At 45.6% G+C, this 18,247-nt stretch carries 20 protein-coding genes, 1 tRNA gene and 8 pseudogenes; 22 read left to right on the forward strand and 7 right to left on the reverse strand.

Annotated elements, in window-relative coordinates:
* Positions 1–117 precede the first annotated feature (117 nt).
* Complete coding sequence (locus ACK13D_RS08105; RefSeq protein WP_418796105.1) at positions 118–390, reverse strand: hypothetical protein; 273 nt, start codon at positions 388–390, stop codon at positions 118–120.
* A gap of 367 nt (positions 391–757) precedes the next feature.
* On the opposite strand from ACK13D_RS08105, the pseudogene ACK13D_RS08110 reads away from it, so the two are divergent.
* The 4 genes and pseudogenes from ACK13D_RS08110 to ACK13D_RS08125 form a co-directional block, all read left to right on the forward strand.
* A pseudogene (locus ACK13D_RS08110) lies at positions 758–847 on the forward strand (tail fiber assembly protein); the annotation flags it as partial.
* A gap of 477 nt (positions 848–1,324) precedes the next feature.
* Entirely contained in the window at positions 1,325–1,546 is a 222-nt protein-coding gene (locus ACK13D_RS08115; RefSeq protein WP_418796107.1) for a hypothetical protein, read from the forward strand.
* 440 nt (positions 1,547–1,986) lie between these two features.
* Positions 1,987–2,430, forward strand: coding sequence for an STM2901 family protein (locus tag ACK13D_RS08120; RefSeq protein ID WP_418796109.1), 444 nt, complete (start codon positions 1,987–1,989; stop codon positions 2,428–2,430).
* Positions 2,431–2,438: 8 nt separating this feature from the next.
* Complete coding sequence (locus tag ACK13D_RS08125; RefSeq protein WP_418796111.1) at positions 2,439–2,750, forward strand: DUF1493 family protein; 312 nt, start codon at positions 2,439–2,441, stop codon at positions 2,748–2,750.
* A gap of 616 nt (positions 2,751–3,366) precedes the next feature.
* Here the strand turns inward: ACK13D_RS08125 and ACK13D_RS08130 are convergent.
* Positions 3,367–3,978 carry a hypothetical protein gene (locus tag ACK13D_RS08130; protein WP_418796112.1) on the reverse strand — a complete coding sequence of 204 codons (612 nt, stop codon included), beginning with the start codon at positions 3,976–3,978 and terminating at the stop codon, positions 3,367–3,369.
* A gap of 73 nt (positions 3,979–4,051) precedes the next feature.
* Positions 4,052–5,040 (reverse strand): annotated as a pseudogene (locus ACK13D_RS08135) (phage integrase).
* On the opposite strand from ACK13D_RS08135, the pseudogene ACK13D_RS08140 reads away from it, so the two are divergent.
* The 6 genes and pseudogenes from ACK13D_RS08140 (at position 5,003) to ACK13D_RS08165 (ending at position 9,682) form a co-directional block, all read left to right on the forward strand.
* Positions 5,003–6,770, forward strand: a pseudogene (locus tag ACK13D_RS08140) (replication endonuclease). The pseudogenes ACK13D_RS08135 and ACK13D_RS08140 sit on opposite strands and share 38 nt — an antisense overlap.
* Positions 6,771–6,878: 108 nt before the next feature.
* On the forward strand, positions 6,879–7,067 hold the full coding sequence (locus ACK13D_RS08145) for a hypothetical protein (protein ID WP_187505866.1): 189 nt from the start codon (positions 6,879–6,881) through the stop codon (positions 7,065–7,067).
* 47 nt (positions 7,068–7,114) lie between these two features.
* Positions 7,115–7,288, forward strand: coding sequence for a hypothetical protein (locus tag ACK13D_RS08150; RefSeq protein ID WP_418796113.1), 174 nt, complete (start codon positions 7,115–7,117; stop codon positions 7,286–7,288).
* A 67-nt stretch (positions 7,289–7,355) separates the two neighbouring features.
* The gene (locus ACK13D_RS08155) at positions 7,356–8,114 is read left to right on the forward strand and encodes a TIGR04255 family protein (protein WP_320513732.1); all 759 of its coding nucleotides are present in this window, start codon (positions 7,356–7,358) and stop codon (positions 8,112–8,114) included.
* A gap of 12 nt (positions 8,115–8,126) precedes the next feature.
* Complete coding sequence (locus tag ACK13D_RS08160; RefSeq protein ID WP_418796114.1) at positions 8,127–8,798, forward strand: hypothetical protein; 672 nt, start codon at positions 8,127–8,129, stop codon at positions 8,796–8,798.
* Positions 8,799–8,812: 14 nt separating this feature from the next.
* Entirely contained in the window at positions 8,813–9,682 is an 870-nt protein-coding gene (locus tag ACK13D_RS08165; RefSeq protein WP_418796115.1) for a hypothetical protein, read from the forward strand.
* A gap of 47 nt (positions 9,683–9,729) precedes the next feature.
* Here the strand turns inward: ACK13D_RS08165 and ACK13D_RS08170 are convergent.
* Positions 9,730–10,284, reverse strand: a pseudogene (locus ACK13D_RS08170) (phage portal protein); the annotation flags it as partial.
* Positions 10,285–10,329: 45 nt separating this feature from the next.
* Between ACK13D_RS08170 and lysC the strand changes: the two are divergent.
* Genes lysC through ACK13D_RS08185 form a run of 3 tightly spaced genes read left to right on the forward strand, consistent with a single transcriptional unit; the run spans position 10,330 to position 11,450 of the window.
* Positions 10,330–10,614, forward strand: a complete 285-nt coding sequence (gene lysC, locus ACK13D_RS08175; protein ID WP_418796216.1) for an Rz1-like lysis system protein LysC — start codon at positions 10,330–10,332, stop codon at positions 10,612–10,614.
* Positions 10,577–11,008, forward strand: a complete 432-nt coding sequence (locus ACK13D_RS08180) for a phage tail protein (RefSeq protein WP_418796117.1) — start codon at positions 10,577–10,579, stop codon at positions 11,006–11,008. Before lysC ends, ACK13D_RS08180 begins: the two co-directional genes overlap by 38 nt.
* Positions 11,001–11,450 carry a phage virion morphogenesis protein gene (locus tag ACK13D_RS08185; RefSeq protein ID WP_418796118.1) on the forward strand — a complete coding sequence of 150 codons (450 nt, stop codon included), beginning with the start codon at positions 11,001–11,003 and terminating at the stop codon, positions 11,448–11,450. The genes ACK13D_RS08180 and ACK13D_RS08185 overlap by 8 nt, the downstream gene beginning before the upstream one ends.
* An 8-nt stretch (positions 11,451–11,458) precedes the next feature.
* Here the strand turns inward: ACK13D_RS08185 and ACK13D_RS08190 are convergent, their stop codons facing one another.
* The gene (locus ACK13D_RS08190; RefSeq protein WP_418796120.1) at positions 11,459–12,904 is read right to left on the reverse strand and encodes a hypothetical protein; all 1,446 of its coding nucleotides are present in this window, start codon (positions 12,902–12,904) and stop codon (positions 11,459–11,461) included.
* Between the two features lie 75 nt (positions 12,905–12,979).
* Between ACK13D_RS08190 and ACK13D_RS08195 the strand changes: the two genes are divergently transcribed.
* From ACK13D_RS08195 to ACK13D_RS08235, 9 genes and pseudogenes are all read left to right on the forward strand, one after another.
* Positions 12,980–13,558: a phage baseplate assembly protein V gene (locus tag ACK13D_RS08195; protein ID WP_418796121.1), complete on the forward strand. Its 579-nt coding sequence runs from the start codon at positions 12,980–12,982 to the stop codon at positions 13,556–13,558.
* Positions 13,555–13,911: a GPW/gp25 family protein gene (locus ACK13D_RS08200; RefSeq protein ID WP_418796123.1), complete on the forward strand. Its 357-nt coding sequence runs from the start codon at positions 13,555–13,557 to the stop codon at positions 13,909–13,911. Before ACK13D_RS08195 ends, ACK13D_RS08200 begins: the two co-directional genes overlap by 4 nt.
* Positions 13,898–14,032: pseudogene (locus ACK13D_RS08205) on the forward strand (baseplate assembly protein); the annotation flags it as partial. The gene ACK13D_RS08200 and the pseudogene ACK13D_RS08205, both read left to right, overlap by 14 nt.
* Before the next feature lie 32 nt (positions 14,033–14,064).
* A complete protein-coding gene (locus tag ACK13D_RS08210) occupies positions 14,065–14,292 on the forward strand; it encodes a tail fiber assembly protein (protein ID WP_418796125.1) in 228 nt (75 codons plus the stop codon).
* An 87-nt stretch (positions 14,293–14,379) separates the two neighbouring features.
* Positions 14,380–14,835: an STM2901 family protein gene (locus ACK13D_RS08215; RefSeq protein WP_418796127.1), complete on the forward strand. Its 456-nt coding sequence runs from the start codon at positions 14,380–14,382 to the stop codon at positions 14,833–14,835.
* A complete protein-coding gene (locus tag ACK13D_RS08220) occupies positions 14,832–15,155 on the forward strand; it encodes a DUF1493 family protein (protein WP_418796129.1) in 324 nt (107 codons plus the stop codon). Before ACK13D_RS08215 ends, ACK13D_RS08220 begins: the two co-directional genes overlap by 4 nt.
* A gap of 120 nt (positions 15,156–15,275) precedes the next feature.
* Positions 15,276–15,872: pseudogene (locus tag ACK13D_RS08225) on the forward strand (phage tail sheath subtilisin-like domain-containing protein); the annotation flags it as partial.
* 11 nt (positions 15,873–15,883) lie between these two features.
* Positions 15,884–16,451: pseudogene (locus tag ACK13D_RS08230) on the forward strand (contractile injection system protein, VgrG/Pvc8 family); the annotation flags it as partial.
* 62 nt (positions 16,452–16,513) lie between these two features.
* Positions 16,514–16,732 (forward strand): annotated as a pseudogene (locus ACK13D_RS08235) (ogr/Delta-like zinc finger family protein).
* Positions 16,733–16,890: 158 nt separating this feature from the next.
* On the opposite strand, the gene ACK13D_RS08240 reads toward ACK13D_RS08235, so the two are convergent.
* Positions 16,891–17,667, reverse strand: coding sequence for a hypothetical protein (locus ACK13D_RS08240; RefSeq protein WP_418796130.1), 777 nt, complete (start codon positions 17,665–17,667; stop codon positions 16,891–16,893).
* A 323-nt stretch (positions 17,668–17,990) separates the two neighbouring features.
* Positions 17,991–18,066 (reverse strand) — tRNA-Ile (locus ACK13D_RS08245).
* Between the last annotated feature and the right edge of the window lie 181 nt (positions 18,067–18,247).

The raw sequence follows: 18,247 nt of genomic DNA on the forward strand, positions 1-18,247 counted from the left end.
CTCCGTCGTCTTTTTATGTTGCGATCAACAGGCAGCAGCAAGTCATATTGTTTAACCCTATCCCTCATTGAGGCAATATCTTCGTAACATTAATTTCAATGCGCTGATAACTCTGCATTATCTTTCGTACTCGGTGAAATAACGTTGTGCTTCACCCTGGTCGAGAAATTCGAATTGAGAAAGTTGAATAATATCTGGTCCTGCAGACCACACTTCATTAACTCTTGAGATAATATCGCCTTCCTGAAGCGTCAGAAGGTTATTAATGCGTAACACAGCAAATCTGCCATTTTCAAATTCGACCTGATACAACGCAACTTTCTTCAGCGGCATGATGGTTCTTCCACGAAGTACCCGGCAGCAGAGTTCAGCACTCGATGAACTTTTCATGATAAACCTCTAATCTATTCATACTCTTCTGTTCAATAAATTAATCTGCATAATTGTGAATCTGACCTCAGCGCACACGTTGTGCAGATTTCAATTGGCCCGTCTGGACTGCATTTGTTCATATCCGTAAATATAGCGGGTTTATGAAAATAATCTGATACACCCTCTGCAGGGTTAAAAAGTGACTCCGGGGTATCAGTCGGGCTATCAGAGTTAGGATGAGTGGCGTCTTTTACAGGGAAAATAGTGGGTAAAGAAAGTGTGAGGTTAAGCAGGGAAAGGGAGAGGTGAACCTGTAACCCAGGTAACGGAAGATGAAAATGAAGTGCTGAAGGCTATCAAGTGACTCGCCGCCGCGACCGATGAGGCAAACCGGACCACCAAGCCGCTGCAGGATGCGGTTGATATCAGCATTGCAGCTGATGACGAGATCGCGTGTCTGGCTGAGTGGAACTAACATTCCAGCGGGTTTTTTATTATCCATCAATCAAAGCCACTGCAGACAGACACGAACCTATCCGGCAACTGATTACTATTGTGATTAACGGTTTTTACGCAAAGCTCGATAATGAAGGTAAACAAGCTTTCGATTGTAAACCGGGATAGGGGGCTGGCAGACGCGGGGAAGGATTGGGTTCACAATTTATCCTTACCCAATTTATCGCTAAAAAAATATTCACTCGTGTCGTTACAGTTGAGGATGTTAAGCGGTAAGTCAGAGTTGGTTCTTCGCTATTGTTGAAGGTTCTCATGGTGCAAGGATAGACTGAAGGAGCTTAAGTCTTATCAAGGCGGATGCAAAGTAGATTTCTGATGGACTCTTCAAAGGTTTTTCGAATGAATCTGGATATGGTCTATTTCCTCTTAGAGTGGCCACTCAAATCCTATTTGATTCATATCAAGAGACATTGATTAATATGTGAAAGGATGCAAAATGAGCTCTGCAAAATCATTTCTTCTAAAATTCGGTAAGTTCATTGGTATACAAACTGCAAATATTTTTGAAGCCATCTCAACAGGGATTTGCTCATTTGCTGCATTTTTCTCTTTGTTGTTACTTGATGGCTGGCTGTGGAAAATTGTTGGTTTCTTCGGGTTCTTCATGCTTGCCTACTTTGTTGCTTACCTGATGGATAAGCTAAAAGGAGAAGCATGATCGGTATGGGATGTGATCCGTAATTTAAGCTATCAAACAACAATGCCGTGGTACTGATTGTGACTTTCTTTGTAGTCGCCAAAGATACCAATAAAACTATAAAGCTGACCATCAAAGCCAGGCTGATGCATATCATTAGCGGGATATTTATTAGCGAGTTATGCACGCGTAGTGGAGGTCGCAGCCGCTGCCAGGATTAATTACTGCTTCGGTTAAGATCGTCGCTTACGTAATAGAAAAAGTATGTATAGGCCGTATGAACGTTAAACACAAAAGTATCCTCTACAGAAGCCTGATGGAGAATGCTGAGACTATAGTTCCACAATGGCTTACAGCATTTTTTTATGTTTAAGTTAATCTTCTCAGTTAAATGATTCAGTATGGACCAAGCTAAACAGAGGCATTAAGATATTTATCTTCATTTATGTCAGGAAAACGGTATGGATACGACAGAGCAAATAAATGGAAGATACTTCTTTGATGGAATGAGTGTTGATGGTGATGAGCTTCTGTTTTGGCTTATACTTGATGAGTTCAAAAAAAACTTTAGTGGAATAACTGATATGGTTGCAATCGCGTCAATGCTGGCAAGCTTCCCTGTGATTCCAGTCAGAGGTAAGCTGGATGCCCAAAAAACCACACGTGGAACCAGCCCGCTTTCTCTCGCAAGCCGAATGCTTATTCGCCAGCGTTTTCAGAAAAAACATCGTACTATTACCTGGAGAAAAATGGTGCGCGGTGAATGGGCATATACAACAAGTGTTGGGGCATATGTTGGTCGTTGGGTGCCCTGGATTGGCGCTGCGTTAACTGCATATGATCTTTCGATTATTACCCGCAATGTTGTTCATCGCTATAAGCTGATTACAGGTGAAAAAGGATAAGGCTGGTTATGAGTAAAGTTGAAGATGTTCATCGTCTGATAAAAAAATACTTTTGGGAAATGCCAGATGATGCATCCCTGAGTACAGGTAAAAATTGCGTTTTGCCTGAAGAGGCTTTTGATTTTTTTGAAGAATATGCTGAACTATTTAGTGTTGATATGAAGCGATTTGATTTTCGTCTCTATTTCCCGGCTACAGGAATCCATTTTTTGCCGAACGCTATTTTGCCAAAATATTTGCGCACCGATCATCATCAGCCTGAGCCTTTGACTGTTCAGATGCTGATTAATTCCGCTGAGGCGGGGGAGTGGCTTTACTAAAATGTGATGCAGTAGAAAAGAGTGTTCATTTTTTAAAAATTAAAAGATTGGATATGAAATTAAAATAGCCAAAAGGAAAGTAGTTAAAACTACTGAGTATAACAGAGGTTGATATTGGTATGAGCGCTACTAATAGCTCGCTATGACATTGAGTTTGTGCAGGATTGCTGGGGGCTTACTACTCATTAATGGCTTGGTATCTTCATTCGGCGTCTCATTAGGTATTTGAATGAGAAGGACTATTCCACAGAACTTTCATATTTTTTAAAGCTCTTCTTCACCCAGGAGAACAATGAATGCAACTGGTGCATGGTTTGTGAGCGTGGATTATCCGTCGGGATCTTCTTTAATATTAGTTCTATCGGGGTTTTGAAAGACTCATGCAGTAGCTTTAAAAATGAGGATCATAGTGGTCTTCATCAGCTGATTTAACAGCTTAGATTTGGTGGACCCCTGCTGGGTTTGAACCAGCAACAAAGCGATTATGAGTCCCATTTTGAAGCGAGTTAAATCAGTAACTTACTGATTTTTATGTTTCCTTTAGGCCGAATAGTGATAAAAAGTGGCACATAGCGTTGCGCTCTGCTGCCACTTTGCTGCCATCCTCTTCAACTCATTAATCGGCTTTGAGGTTGCATAAATCAGTCAAGGTCACTCTTGGGAGAGGATATCTGTTTGTAAGGTGCCGTGCTATGCTCTCATTGCCCCAGAAATCGTTTATAACCAACCTATTTTGGAAGAATCCTATCCAATAATCAGGTGCGGTAATTTCATCTTTGTTTATTGGACAAAATATAGAAATTGAAAGTATTCCCCAAACTACCGTTTCAGGGAATATGATCGTGCTTTCTGCAAGAAGTACAGCACCTTCTTTATGGAAAGAAAATCCCTTAGATAATGAATCACTATGAACCAGACCACACCTTACAACATGATACATTAAGTCTGAAAAATCTGGTTTTAGTATTGGTTCACGCACTCCGTCAGTGATTGGGAAGTTGTCGAATATGGTTTCATCGAGATTTATTCCGCCAAGAGCCATAAACTCAACCAACCAAGAATATTTTTTTATGATGTTTTTGAAGTGTCTTCTGCTACTGGTTTTTTGCTCATAGTAACGCTGTGATGTCACATCAAGAGCATTACAGGCGTGTTCTAATGCCGCATAAATCTCACCTCGCTCCATGTGATCTATTGCGTACTTAACTCTTTCCCCGATAGTCGGCATGTTGCCTCCTTCACAAAATACCTATTTTAAAATGATCATCATGAATTTCTGTGCAGTGAAGGTTCTATTTATTTCATAATTCCAATTGATTCAATGGATTAAATGAAATCGCTTCTGACAGATGATCCGGAGCAAAATGTGCGTACCGCATCGTTACCTTGATATCTGTGTGCCCTAGTATTCGCTGAAGAACAAGAATATTTCCACCATTCATCATAAAATGAGAGGCGAAGGTGTGGCGCAAAACATGCGTAAGCTGCCCGGTAGGTGTCTCGATACCGGCGCGCTGCATGGCCTTTCTAAAAGCTGAGTAACAAGATTTAAAGAGCAGTTGCGCTTTCCTACTCGATGGCAGTTCAGCCTATAATTTTTCAGTTATCGGCACCGCTCGGTTTTTCTTGCCTTTAATTTTCACATAGATGATCTGACCGGCGCGGATTTGGTTTCCATTCAAGCCTTCCGCCTTTCTCCATCGTGCGCCAGCTGCCAGGCATATTTTCACAATAGTCGTCAGGTCTTTGGAGCGGCTGTTCTCACATTCGGCGAGGAGGATTCTGATTTCCTCAATGGTGAGATATGCCATCTCTGATTCACTGATCTTAAACTCGCGTACGTTCTCTAATGGGTTCGGTGCCGTCCATTCATCTAACCGGCGAAGCTCGTTAAACATCGGCCTGAAATACGCCAAATCTAAATTCACCGTACGCGGCGTAACCGTCTCACTCTGCTGGAGCGGGTGATTTTGCCGCTTAACTGCTGCTCGCGATAAGACGCAAAAATTTTCGCATTAAACTCGGTTGCGAGTGGGTTTCCCATCGCCTCGCAGGCGAATGCCATTGTGGTTTGCCGCTTCTCACCATCCGCCAACGTAATGCCATGTGTGTTGAACCACAATTCATCCAACTCAATTACTCGCCGCTTATCTACTTTCTCTCCCAGCCAGGGCTTATTTTGAGCCTGCTCTTTTACGAACTTCTCATAGGATTGTGCTTCGCCCTTAGTTGCAAACTGGCGGCGAATCCTTTTGCCGTCACGGCCATTTGGGAAACTGCGCCAGACCATTGGCCATAGCGTATTGCCACGCCTGCAGCTTGTACGCAACCGCTACCGGCTGAACGATGCTGCGCAGTTTGAGCTGCCCTTTATCAAACAGCTTGATCGCCTTCCGACGCTGGACCGCCAGGACATTCGCGATCTGGCTTATAAGATGGCCTTCTTCCTGTCACAAAGTCTGGCTGAGTTCGTTGATAAGGTCTCCATACCACAGGAGGCGGACGAACTGACCGTGACGCTCACCGGATACCGTTACATCGCTGAACTGGCTGCGCTGACAGGAACGCAGCCACCTTACTGGGCAGAGTTCTGTTCAGCTAAAGGTGAATTGCATCTGCGCAAAGCCCAGTCTGGTCTGCTTCGCATGATGGCTCCTGAATGGTGGCGTGGCCGCCTGAAGCAGATGCGAGATTTACAGCGTGAACACATGGCTATCACGGTTGGGCAAGTACAGAAAGCCGCATCATCTTACGTTTCCCGCAGTACGCTGGTCGAATGGATAGAGCAGAAAAAACGTAACCGTGAATTCTTCAAATGCTTTGATCTCATCAATCAGGACGGGGACCGTATTGCGCTGCATGAAATGGTCAACCGCAGCGTGTCCAATCGGCAATACGCCGCCGCGAATTGATGACCAGAATGCGTGGGTTTGACGATGTCGCCAATGAAACAGGGTGCGTAGGTGAATTTTATACAATCACAGCACCATCACGTTATCACGCAGTTTACAGCCAGGGCGGCTTTGTTTCTCAGTGGAGCGGTTCAAGCCCACGTGACACCCAGCGTTATCTCTGCCGTGTATGGGCGAGGATCCGCGCGGCACTGTCACGCGAAGCTATTCATTTCTTTGGTTTTCGCGTTGTTGAACCTCACCACGACGGCACGCCGCACTGGCACATTCTGCTGTTTATGCGCCCTCAAAACGTCCAGCGGGTTCAGCAAATCATGCGTGATCAGGCTTATAAAGAGGATTCCGGGGAGTTGACCACACCGCAGGCAATGAAAGCACGATTTCATGCCGAGCCGATCGACCCTGAGAAGGGCAGTGCGACAGGCTATATCGCCAAATATATTTCAAAGAATATCGACGGTTACGCGATGGACAGAGAGAAAGATGATGAAACCGGCGCAAATATGCGCGACATGGTTAAGGCTGTTTCGGCATGGGCTTCACGCTGGCGTATTCGTCATTTTCAGCAGATCGGTGGTGCGCCTGTGACTGTCTGGCGTGAGCTGCGCCGTATGGGTGATGCACGTCTGCCAGATAAGCAGATGGATGCGGTGCTGGCGTCAGCTTCCGTTGCCAGCTGTTGGGCGTCCCATACGATGGCGCAGGGCGGGCCATTAGTAGCGCGTGAGGATTTAGTGATCCGCCTTTGCTACGAACTTACTGAAATGGGCAATGAGTACGGCGAAGATGTTCAGCGGGTGCAGGATATCTATTCGCCAATGGTGCCGGATTCAGAAGTCATGACGCGCCTGGTCAAATGGGAAAAAGTTGCTAAATTGGGCGAAGGTCAGCGGAGGCAGATTTTTCTGGCGGCATCGCCGCCCCTTGGAGTTCTGTCAATAACTGTACGGGGCTAGAGCGCCGACGGTTAGAGCTGCAACTAAAAGCCAAGGGATTTAACGGCGATGAATATGAGATTGGGCTGTTGATTAAGGGCTGTAGTGTCAATGCAGGGGCGAAAATGCGGCTTTTCTACCGGAACGGCAGATTGCAGGAAGAACCATTTTGATCTGGCAAGGTTCAGATCAATCCCATTGATACATAAGAAATAGTTTCAATTCCGACTGGATTTTCTATACTGTATGCATAAACAGTGGTTGTAAGCAGGTGAGGGAAAATGCAGGACTATCTTTTGGAGTCGGTGAAGCTTCAGCGTATTGATTTCTTTTTAAAACTTGTTGCTGTCAGCGATTGTAGTGATCAAGAAAAACGTATGGCAATTGAGTGGGTTTCCGAACTCACAGATGAGTTAATGGCGCGTCTACGCAAGCATGAATACAGCCTTTCAATGAATCAGGCTGAATGATAAAAGGTCCAACATAACTGCGAGCCTTAAGTGCATGACCATGCTGCATGAAATCGCATGATCTCGGAAGGATGTCTGATGCTCAGGCCCGCCAGTATTGGCAGGCTTTTGTTTATGTCATGCAGGTGCATGAAAACCACTACATAAAGCGGGCAGGCGTGGCGGGGCTACGAGCGCGCGCACTTGCAGATAGCGCGACAGCACATATCAAAAGTGTGTAAATGATATACGCCTCAAAGAAAAGTGTGTAAAATTAGCAGTAGTGGAACACTAACTTAGAGGTGCCGGATGTCTAAACATCTGATTTACATGCTTGCAAAGATTGAGTACGGACGCATATCGAAGTCCAAATTCAATGAAGGCAGGGATAAGATAATAGAGGATCTTAGAAAAGATTTTCCTCATGTTCAGCATGTGAAGAAAAGCCACACATATCGCTTCGAATTTAAGGCAGAGGGAGTGCCAGAGGTAGTCACAGATACTGATCCTGTGTTGTCATTGTTATCTTCTAACAAGGCATGGGGAATAAGGATCTCGCCGGGGGCTATAATACTTCATACAAAAAAATATGAGGGTTTTACCAATTTCCACGAAAGATTATTGGGTTTATTAAAGCGTGTTCATGATATTTTTAATATAACTCATTTGTCTTTTGTAGGCATGAGATTCGTAAATAATTTTGATTACGATCCTAATACAGAATTTAGTGAGTATTTCGAAAGATTGGACTTTTTACAGCCCACTCTTAACTCATGGGGTCGTGGTGGCAGCAACATGACTGCTAGGTATGGAATGGATACTGAATCTATAACCATTAACAGCGGTGTATTAATGAATGCACCAAAATATTTACCCGACTTAATGGAATTTGCTTCTGATTTATTTGAGGGAAACAATTTTCGAGAAGGAATATTTGCGCACTTAGATATTGATTCTTTTTACTATACTAAAGAGTTGGTGGATTTTAATTTTGATTTTGTTTCTGAAAAAACCCAAGTGCTAAGGAATAATGCTAACGCAGCATTTTTCGATATCATTAAAGTTTAGTAAGGGGCAGACATGAGTGGATATGTAGATATAAAAGCAAGTAGAGTTGCTACAGGATCAGATTCAGCTTCTGCATTAAAAAATGCAAAGTTTATGGTTGATGATGCTTTTTATCCGGATTCGTATACCGGGGTTAGCAGCAGCCATTCAGAAAGTAAGTTTATTTATGGTAGCATATTTACAGGTATTCTTTTTGCGGCTGCTTTAGCATTAGCCAATATAGGGGTTACTAGCTCTAACAATAACAATAATTATAGTATTGTTAAGCCATTAACTTTGTCAGGTATTAATCGTAACGCTATTGGTGATGAAGATAGCGAGGACGATGAAGATCTCAACGAGAGCGATAGACTACAAAACTTATTTGGATTTAATACTGCTCAGTGGGCTAAAATTTTAAAAGTTGAAAGAAAAACAATTTACAACTGGAGAGGATCTCCTGACACTAAGATAAAGGCAAGTGCTGCTCAGAAATTGTCAGTATTGTCTAAGTTTGCAGAGGAATTTAATCCCCAGCATGCCAACTTTCTTGGTAAATTTCTTTTTGGTCGTAAGGCAGATGCTGATTTTTTATCTGCTTTTTTAAAAGAACCACTAGATTTCAATGAGTTATTGAATCAGTATGACAATATCTACACCAAGTTAGATGGTATGGCAAAGCGAAGCTATATGCTTGATGAGTAATTTTGGAGAGTTCAATGGAGCAGCCTGATAATTTAAGAGCAGCTTGGATAAAAGCTGGTTGGAAGCGTGGTGCATTTATCCGATTGGACTCTAATCCCGATCTTCTTGGTGAGCTTCCAAAGAAGATCGTAGATGTGGTTAAAGATAAAACTTTAGCGTGTATAGTTCCTATAATTTATGATTGTGCCCTCGTGGAACACTCCTTCTACAAGGAGCCTTGGGCACAAGTTCTTGTTGTTTGGGAAGCTAAATTTGATGGGAACTTTGCTAATGCCCGTAATCCCAGAAAGTTACACATAACGGCATCAGAAAAAAGCAATCCAGTTTGCTTTGAGGTTAGTGCCTTGAGTTTCGCTCAAGTAGATAGAGAGACTCTTTTGAAGGCAACACCCGATTCAAACATGCAATTTGAAAGTGATAACCTTTCAATGTTACTTGATTGGGTAGCTCAACGTTACAGGCAGGCTACGTTTCCAGATAGCTTTAATAAAAGGCTGGAACCATTTAAAAAGCAGTTAAAGAAACTCTGGGAGAGTGAGCTTTTTAGCAAATTTGCATCTGGTGTATTTGTCAAAATCGACACTAACGAGGAACTAGAAGACGATGATATCTATAATATTGAAGTCATCATCTCCATTCCGTATTATATGAAAGGAAGAGAGTATAGGAACTTTGAGCAAAATCATTCAGACACTATGACCTTTCAGCTAAAAAGTATTTTCGATGCTGCGAAAGGCATTGAGCTTAATAAAATTGAAACTCTAACTGAGCGTGAGTTAACCAAAGAGGTCGAACGACAATTTAGCAGGTTCTCATTAGAGTATTTTTCATATAATCCCGGACTGGAAGAACATCCTCTGCCTGGAGAGTTTCTTGGAGCATAAGATAGAAGATGCCAAAATAGGCATCTTCTACTCTATTAACAATCAGTTTATAAGTTGAGGTTATAGGAATTAAATTTTACGACTTCTTCACCAAGCCAATTGTTTAATTCCTCAAAACGTCTTTGTAATGGCATCAATTCATTACGCACAAACACCATGCTGGCCTTTTCGATATCCCCAAATCCACCAGTGTTGTTCGGGATGATCCCCATCAGTTGCGGCGGAACGCGATGCACAGCCAGCATATCATCACGGCTCACGTTCTTGATGTTCAGAAACTCATCCTTTGCCGCCACCTCTGACAGCGGGATGATCTGGATGCCGTCCTTTTTCCCGTTCGGGCTGTACATAAACAGGTTACGGAAGTTGCCAGGGCCCTTTGCGCTTTTCATGGCACCGCGGATATTGTCCACGTCCTGCTGGCTCTGCGCCGGGTCGGTCATGTACATGATGAAGCCCGCATGGCTGCCATTGAGGTAATAATTGCGGCGGAACAGCGTAGCCGACTCATTAAGCAGCGCGGACGGGATGGCCGACAGGTAGCCCGGCAGGCCGTAAATCTCCTGATTGATATCCGGCTCCATCAGGTGGAAGACGCTACCTGCTGCGCGACCGGCAGCGAAAGATTCAGGAACTGAAACGTGAAAATGAAGACCTGCGCCGCTGGAGTGATACCACTCTGCCTGATCCTGTTGTCCGGCTGCGCCAGCGACCGGCCCTCTCAGGAGGTGAATCTTACCGTGAGTGGCTGTCCGAAAATAACACGCTGCCAGCTGGACCCGGCAGCGCCGCGCACTAACGGAGATCTTCTAGCCCTGCTGGACGAAATCGAGGCCGCCTGGGTGGCATGTGCCGGTAAGGTGGATACCATCATCAGCTGTCAGGAAAAAGACGATGAACAAGCCGCAGTCCTTACGCAGCGCACTGAATAAGCCGGTCCCCTACGTTGCCGAAAACCCTGACCGCCTGCACCTGTTCGTAGACAGCGGCCAGCTGGTCGCCACGTCCGCCGCGTCCCTGTCGTGGGAGTATCGCTACACGCTGAACGTGGTGATCACCGACTTCACCGGCGACCAGAATCTGCTGATGGCCCCGGTACTTTTATGGCTGCGGGAAAATCAGCCCGACGCGATGCAGAACAGCGAGGCGCGCGAAAAGCTGTTTTCGTTTGAGGTCGATATTCTGGCAAATGACCGCTGTGACATCAGCATGGACCTGAAGCTGACCGAGCGCGTGATAGCGACGGTTGAGAACGGCAAGGCACATATCGAAGCGGTGCCGGAGCCGGACGCGCCGGAGGAATTCTGGACGGTGAAGCATGGCTGAACTGCATGAAGTGGATGCCTGGCTGGCTGCGCTTCTCTCACAGCTGGAACCGGCAGCCCGGAAAAAGATGCTGCGCGAGGTGGCACACGACGTGCGCCGCATTCAGCAGGCAAACATCACAGCACAACGTTCCCCGGACGGCACCGCATGGGAGCCGCGCCGCGTCAGCGCCCGCAGCAAAAAGGGGCGCATCCGTCGCGGCATGTTCGCGAAGCTGAAAACGGCAAAATATCTCAAGGCGCAAGCAGGCGCAGACGCCGCAGAGGTTGCCTTTGTTCCGGGGGTTCAGAAGCTGGCCCGCGTCCATCACTACGGCCTGCGCGACAGGGTAAGCCGTCGCGGGCCGGTGGTGAAATATGCGGAGCGCGCACTTTTGGGTGTAGATGACAGTGTACAAAGAAAAGTTCAGGAAATTTTAATGCTTTGGCTGAATGAAAGCTAATATAGCTATTAGTTATTTTTAGTTTTGAAGTAATCATTAATTTCCATAATTGAAGATTGCCGCACCTTAGGGTCAAAGAGGTTATGATTTCTGAATAGGAATTCCTCGCTAATATTGGTTTTGGATACATCCCAGCCCAAAATGCAAAAAATGCATCTTGATAAAATTATACGTAAATGCTCCAGTGCAATTGCAATGTTGATTAGCTGATCTGAAGGTAATAAGTCACCATGTATTAGTACATTACGGATAGTAGATAACCCAATAACACCTTGTGCTTTATTATCAAATAAAGGCCACGCATCCTCTATTCTTACATCAAATTCAGTAAGGAACATTTCGGTTGATTCCTTTAGAGATAGCCTGTTAAGCTCATTGAGTTTGTTTTTTATTTTCCCTCTTTGAACTTTCAATAGCGGAAGTTCTGCCTTGATAGTGTCAGCTATTGATTTTTTAAGACTTTCAAATGTGGCCTTGTCAATTATAAACTCCAATCCGTTACTGCGTTTATAAGAAAGAACCAACGATTCAAAGGCCTGAAAAAAAGACAAAAATGTAAGTTCAACATAACCTTTTTTTCTTATTGATAATGAGCTAATGCTGTTCTTTATTTCTTTCCTAAAAGAAGAGGTGTGGTATTTCTTTAATGCTACGCTCATAAAATCTTTAATATAAACTCTATCAATTAATTCATTGTACCTATGGTTATCTATATCGTGAGCCTTGAAGTTATTACTTTTATAATGCCATGTCATCTTATTACTGTACTGAACCCTCCAGTTAACACTATGAACCTTACTATCTTGTAAGAACGACATCATTAACATGATATCTTCAACATGAGGATTGATGTCGCAAATTATTTTATTGATTATAAGATTGGTCTTGCGAATTTTTGTAGTTAATACTTGATATTGATCAGACTCAAAGTGACCGTTTTTAGAATGATAAGTAAATAAAGTATCAGATTTTATTACATCACCGTTAGCTGTTTCAAAAGTCAGCACTTCTCCTTTTTTTTGCTTGACGTTACCATGCTCATCGGGAGAACAAATAATCCGAGGAGAAAACATGGGGGTTTTGTTAATGTAATAGTTGAGTGTTGCTATGCGTTTTCTTTTTATGCCATCAAAAGATTGGGTAACAAAAACCTCTTTAGGATACATTGTAAACCTAACAATGGCTACGTCACCCCAGCTCATTTCAAAGCCTCTAATAGACACACCCAAAAACTCAATTTTCTTAAAGGAGTCGCCACTTAAGTTTTTAGAAGATATGGTGACTCGGCCTTCTTTCATATCTTGAAATTTCACAATAGAGCTATCGAGGGTAGTGACAAGTATTTTATTCCAGTGGGAATCATCTTCAATTTCGATGTTACATTTAATATCTTGCAATGCATCGTTTTTAAATTCAAATGTTAATAACTTTGATTCCATTTTTTTTATAGCCATTATTTTTTCCTTGTGTGGTTTCTAGCACAATTGTGTGTGCTTAGTACTATCACAACATCTTCGCATAATGAATTCATGAATGACAAACTCACCGAAATTATGCGCCTTATCACCAACCTGATCCGCACCGGCACCGTGTCCGAAGTTGATCCGGTGAACTGGCTATGCCGGGTGAAAACGGGCGACCTTGAAACCAACTGGATTAACTGGCTTACCCTGCGCGCCGGTAATACGCGCACATGGTGGCAGCCCACCGTCGGGGAACAGGTTGTGCTGCTGAGCCTGGGCGGCAATCTTGAAACCGCCTTTGCGCTGCCTGCCATTTATTCCGAAGCCTTCCCGCCGCCCGACTACTCGGAAGACGGCACCACCACCGTGTTTAAGGACGGTGGCTGGTTTCAGTACGAACCGGAAACGGGCCAGTTGCTGATTAAGAACATCAGGAGCGTGCGCATTGAAGCGGCGGACGGCATTCTGCTGATCACCGACGCGCTGGGAATAGACGCCAGCCAGACACGGATCAAAAGCGACACGGTGATGAACGGAAACGTTACACACGGCGGTGGCTCAATGAGTTCTAACGGCGTGATTGCTGATAAGCACTTACACAACAAAGTGAAGATCGGCACCGATATGTCAGGAGGCCCGCAATGATGTACCTCGGCATGAACCGCGGCACCGGCGAAGCCATTACCGACATTGAACACATCCGGCAGAGCGTGCGCGACATCCTGATCACCCCGGAAGGCAGCCGCATCGCCCGGCGTGATTACGGCTCGCTGCTGTCGGTGCTGATTGACCAGCCACAGAACGACGTGATCCGCCTGCAGGTAATGGCGACGGTGTATGTCGCCATCAGCCGCTGGGAACCTCGCGTGAGGCTGAGCACCGTAAACCTTACCAGCGACTTTGACGGCTCTATGGTGGTTGAGCTGACCGGCCAGCGGGATGACGTTTCGCCAGTTGCTATGTCTGTACCAACGGGGGTGAACAGTGGCAGTAATTGACCTTTCCCAGCTGCCCGCACCGCAGATTATTGAGGTGCCGGACTTTGAATCGCTGCTGGCTGAGCGCAAAGAGGCGCTGATTGCGCTTTATCCGGCGGATGAACAGGCCGCCATGCGCCGCGTGCGACGTGAGTCTTACGGGCGGTGATGCGCGTGACTGACAGCGATGCACAGCAGCAGTCGCGGCTTGACGCGACGACCAGCGAAAAGGCGGCGCGCGTTAGCGAGGCAAACGGCATTACCCAAGCTTGGCAGACGCAGCTGCTGTTAGGCATCATCACCGATGCAGATAAGGTCACGCTTTCCGTCTGGATGAAGTACGTGCAGGCCATTGACGTGTCAGGAGCACCGGACATCAGCTGGCCCGAAAAGCCCGCCTGACGGTCAAACCGGTAACGGATTAACAACCTACCGCGGTGATGGTAAAGTTAAAATCCGTTAACCATTTGACGAAAGGGATTTGCAGGCATGGATACAACAGAGCAATTGGATGATACCTATTATTTCAATGATTTGCCGAATCTGACGCCGCAGGAACTGCTGTTCTGGGTGCTGGTTGATGAGACACAAAAACAGCTGGGCGTGCAGGATATTGTGGCCGTTACGGGACTAATTCTGGGCAACAATAATATCGACGTACCGGGCAAGCCTAATACTGCAACTCCCGGCACTTCCGTTGCATCGCTCTTTTTCCGCAAACACCTGTCATACAAATTCCGGCGCCGCATTCTGCCAACCCTGACCGCCAAATCTTTCAGCCTTCGCGGACTGAAGATTTTCTGGGTAAATAATCTGGGGGCGTTCGTTGGCAGGGCCGTGCCCGTTGTCGGATGGGTGATTCTGGCAAAAGATGTCGCACAAATCAGTTTTCACACCGTCCATCGCTATAACCTGATTGTGCGCCCGGAGGATAAAATCTGGTGAATAATATGACAGTAACCCCTGATATGGTGCGTGACTTCATTCTGCGTGAGCTGCCGCTAGTGACGACGCTCCTGTTAAAGAAAATTAAAGTCGGCGACGATGATATTCTGCAGGAGCAGTACGAAGCGGATGATATTGCAGAGATGGCGGAGAAGTTTTTCCATGACTTCAACGTAGAGCTATCAGGCTTCAGTACTGCCGCTTATTTCCCTTGGAAAACCCCGTCGCTGTTCTCACGCGCGCCCGTGAAACAGGATAAAAAGCCTCTGACCATAAGAATGTTCATAGAGTCAGCCCGTGCAGGACGCTGGCTTTTCTGATTGCCTCACCACGGGTAATGTAATTTGCCCGTTGTGTCAGCTGCAACACAATGGCAACAGCATGACTTACCTTCCCTGAGACCTGACCATAGCGGAACCCCTTCACAGGAGAACCGCCCTATTGCACAGGATTATCAGCACGGCGTGCGCGTTGAGGAAATCAAGGAAGGCACGCGAACCATCACCACCGTCAGCACCGCGATTGTCGGGCTGGTCTGTACCAGTGACGACGCCTACGCGGCCACCTTTCCGCTAAACCGCCCGGTGCTGTTAACCGACGTACTCACAACCAGCGGCAAGACCGGAGAGTCCGGCATGCTGGCGCGCTCACTGGACGCCATCGCTGATCAGTCCAAACCCGTCACAGTCGTCGTGCGCGTGCCGCAGGGCGAAACCGAAGCGGAAACCACCGCCAACATCATCGGCGGCATGACCGACGGCCACCGCACCGGCATGAAGGCGCTGCTGGCCGCGCAGTCCGTCTGCGGCGTAAAACCCCGCATTCTCGGCGTGCCGGGCCACGACACCAAAGCCGTCGCCACCGAACTTCTGGGCTTGGCGCAGAGCCTGCGCGGCTTCGCCTACCTGTCAGCCTACGGCTGCAAGAGTGTTGAAGAGGCGATTGCCTACCGCAGCAATTTCAGCCAGCGTGAAGGGGTGCTGATCTGGCCTGACTTCATCAACTTTGACACCGTGCTGAAGGCGGACGCGACGGCTGGCTAAACAGTGCGGTGGCCTGCGTCAAGGACGGTAACCTGCTGTTTATCCGCCAGGGTCAGGGTAAAACGGCAAGCGGCAAGGCGCTGCCGGTAATCCCCTTCAGCGCAGGGACGGAGACAGCCACCGCTTCACCCTGGCAGACCGCGACGCCTACACCGGCGTAATAGCCAGCTGGCTGCATACCCGTGAACCGGTAAAAAACCAGTGGCGAAGGTGAAGCGCAGGCGACGTAAAACCAATGTGGAGAAGAAAAAGGAACCGGAGGCGAAACAGGGCGATTACCTTATCGGCACGGATGAAAACGTGCTGGTACTGAGCCGCACTTACGCAAACCGAGGCAATGCAGAGCGGGCAGCAAAAATGCAGTGGGAACGCCTGCAGCGCGGTGCAGCGACGTTTTCCATTTAGCTGGCAAAGGGGCGCGCAGATCTTTATACAGAAATGCCGGTGAAGGTCAGCGGGTTCAAGCAGCAGATTGATGCGGGGGAATGGATCATCCATAGCTTGAGTGCTGACAGCGGATATACGACCAGTATCGAACTTGAAGTGAAAATAGGCTCACTTGAAATGGAATAAGGCTATCTCAAAGTGGTTTAATTTAGTATCACTTATCTCAATTGGGTTATGGAGACAACGCGATGATGAATTGCCCTTTGTGCGGAAATGTCGCACATACACGCAGCAGCTTCCAAGTATCAGCAACGACTAAAGAGCGCTATAACCAGTGCTAAAATATTAATTGCAGCTGCACGTTTAAGTCCCATAAAACTGTGTCTGAGATCATTATGAAGCCGGGTAGAGTTAAACCTGTGCCGCCGCATCCGAGAAGAAATCAGCAGCAACCGCTGTGGTTATAAATTATTTCTGCAACTTGAAAGCCCGAAATTCACGGGCTTAAAAATTTCATTTTTATTATAGGTAAATCTACACTAACTTAAGTTTTAATGTTGTTTTTTTAATGCTATTTATATTTTCCATCATGGATAATCTATAGTGCTTAACTGAATAATTTAAATTACAATAACATTTTTGAGAGTTGTGTTACTGCGTTATTGTCAATGAGATCTCCAAATATAATAATTGAATTGCTACCTAGTCCATTCAAGGATGGCCCATACCACGCCCTATGTTCTCCATTCGCATACTGCACAAAAATAAATCTGTCATGAAATGTTGAGGAGTTATTGTGATTTGAAACCGTACAGTTAGGAAATTTTTGCTTAATGCTACTTTCAAATCTGTCTTTTTTCTCTACATTGTTTTGTGGTGTAAGTTGCAGCTCGAATGTTGATTGGGTGGAGTTATTTAAGTTTTCTAGCAATGTTAGCAAGTTGCTAAATCCACCACCTTCACCGGTTTGACCGACATCTGTGTAGATAAATGGGTCAGTCAAAATAACACGTACTACATTTGTATTCTTAATCTTTGTTTTATTAATTAAATCAAAAAAGGATTTAGCTGGCGGGTTGCGACCTTTCCCCCCAGCAACCGTCATCATCTGCATATAGCCTTCGGCGTCAGAAATTACTTTCTTTCTTAGGCAGTATAGATGATCACAGTATCCTTCTTCAGAACGCTCTTCTGCATTCTCTTTATAACTCTGAACCCAAATTTTAACTAATTCTCTGAATTCGTGAGTATTCCAATAGAAATGATGAATGAATGGATAGATTATAGGTGTAACTGGAAAAGAATCTTCGTTTGAGAATAATTCAGGGGCGCTTTCTTTTAATTCTTTTAGATCTTTTGCTCTCGGAGGTAATCCAAGAACCATTCGATTGAACCATTCCATTAACTTCTCCATAATTCATATTGATATGATATAGGAACGACATTTAAAATTTGCTTCTTTTTTGCACTGTGAAGTGCAGGTCTTACTTTAATTAAGCATCATTCTTGATATCCGCAATGACCCAAACAAAGTGCATTTATCCTTTATGATCCCTATTTAAGGCTGAATGATATGTACCGAAAAGACCATTACATGGATCCTAATGGAGGGATAAGACCGAGCAGGATAAAATCCTGCTGCCATTTTGCTGCCAATAGTAGATTTTGAAAACAAAAAAGCCACCTCAAAAGGTGGCTTAACTGCATGATTTACATCACTAAATTTGGTGGCCCCTGCTGGGTTTGAACCAGCGACCAAGCGATTATGAGTCGCCTGCTCTAACCACTGAGCTAAGGGGCCAGCGGAGCGGGGATTATAAAGTATCTCTTCAGGGCAATCCAGCACTCAGCCACCGGTTGCTGAAATAAGCAGCAGTGATTTACCTGCTGATTTCTATAACAAATCTGGCGAACCGCGATCCCGAAGTCGCAAACAGGCACGGATCATGCTTCTCCGTGCCTTTAGTGAAACCGGACTGCAG

The organism is Pantoea sp. K16 (genome assembly GCF_048452805.1).
Classification (GTDB): Bacteria; Pseudomonadota; Gammaproteobacteria; order Enterobacterales; family Enterobacteriaceae; genus Pantoea; species Pantoea agglomerans.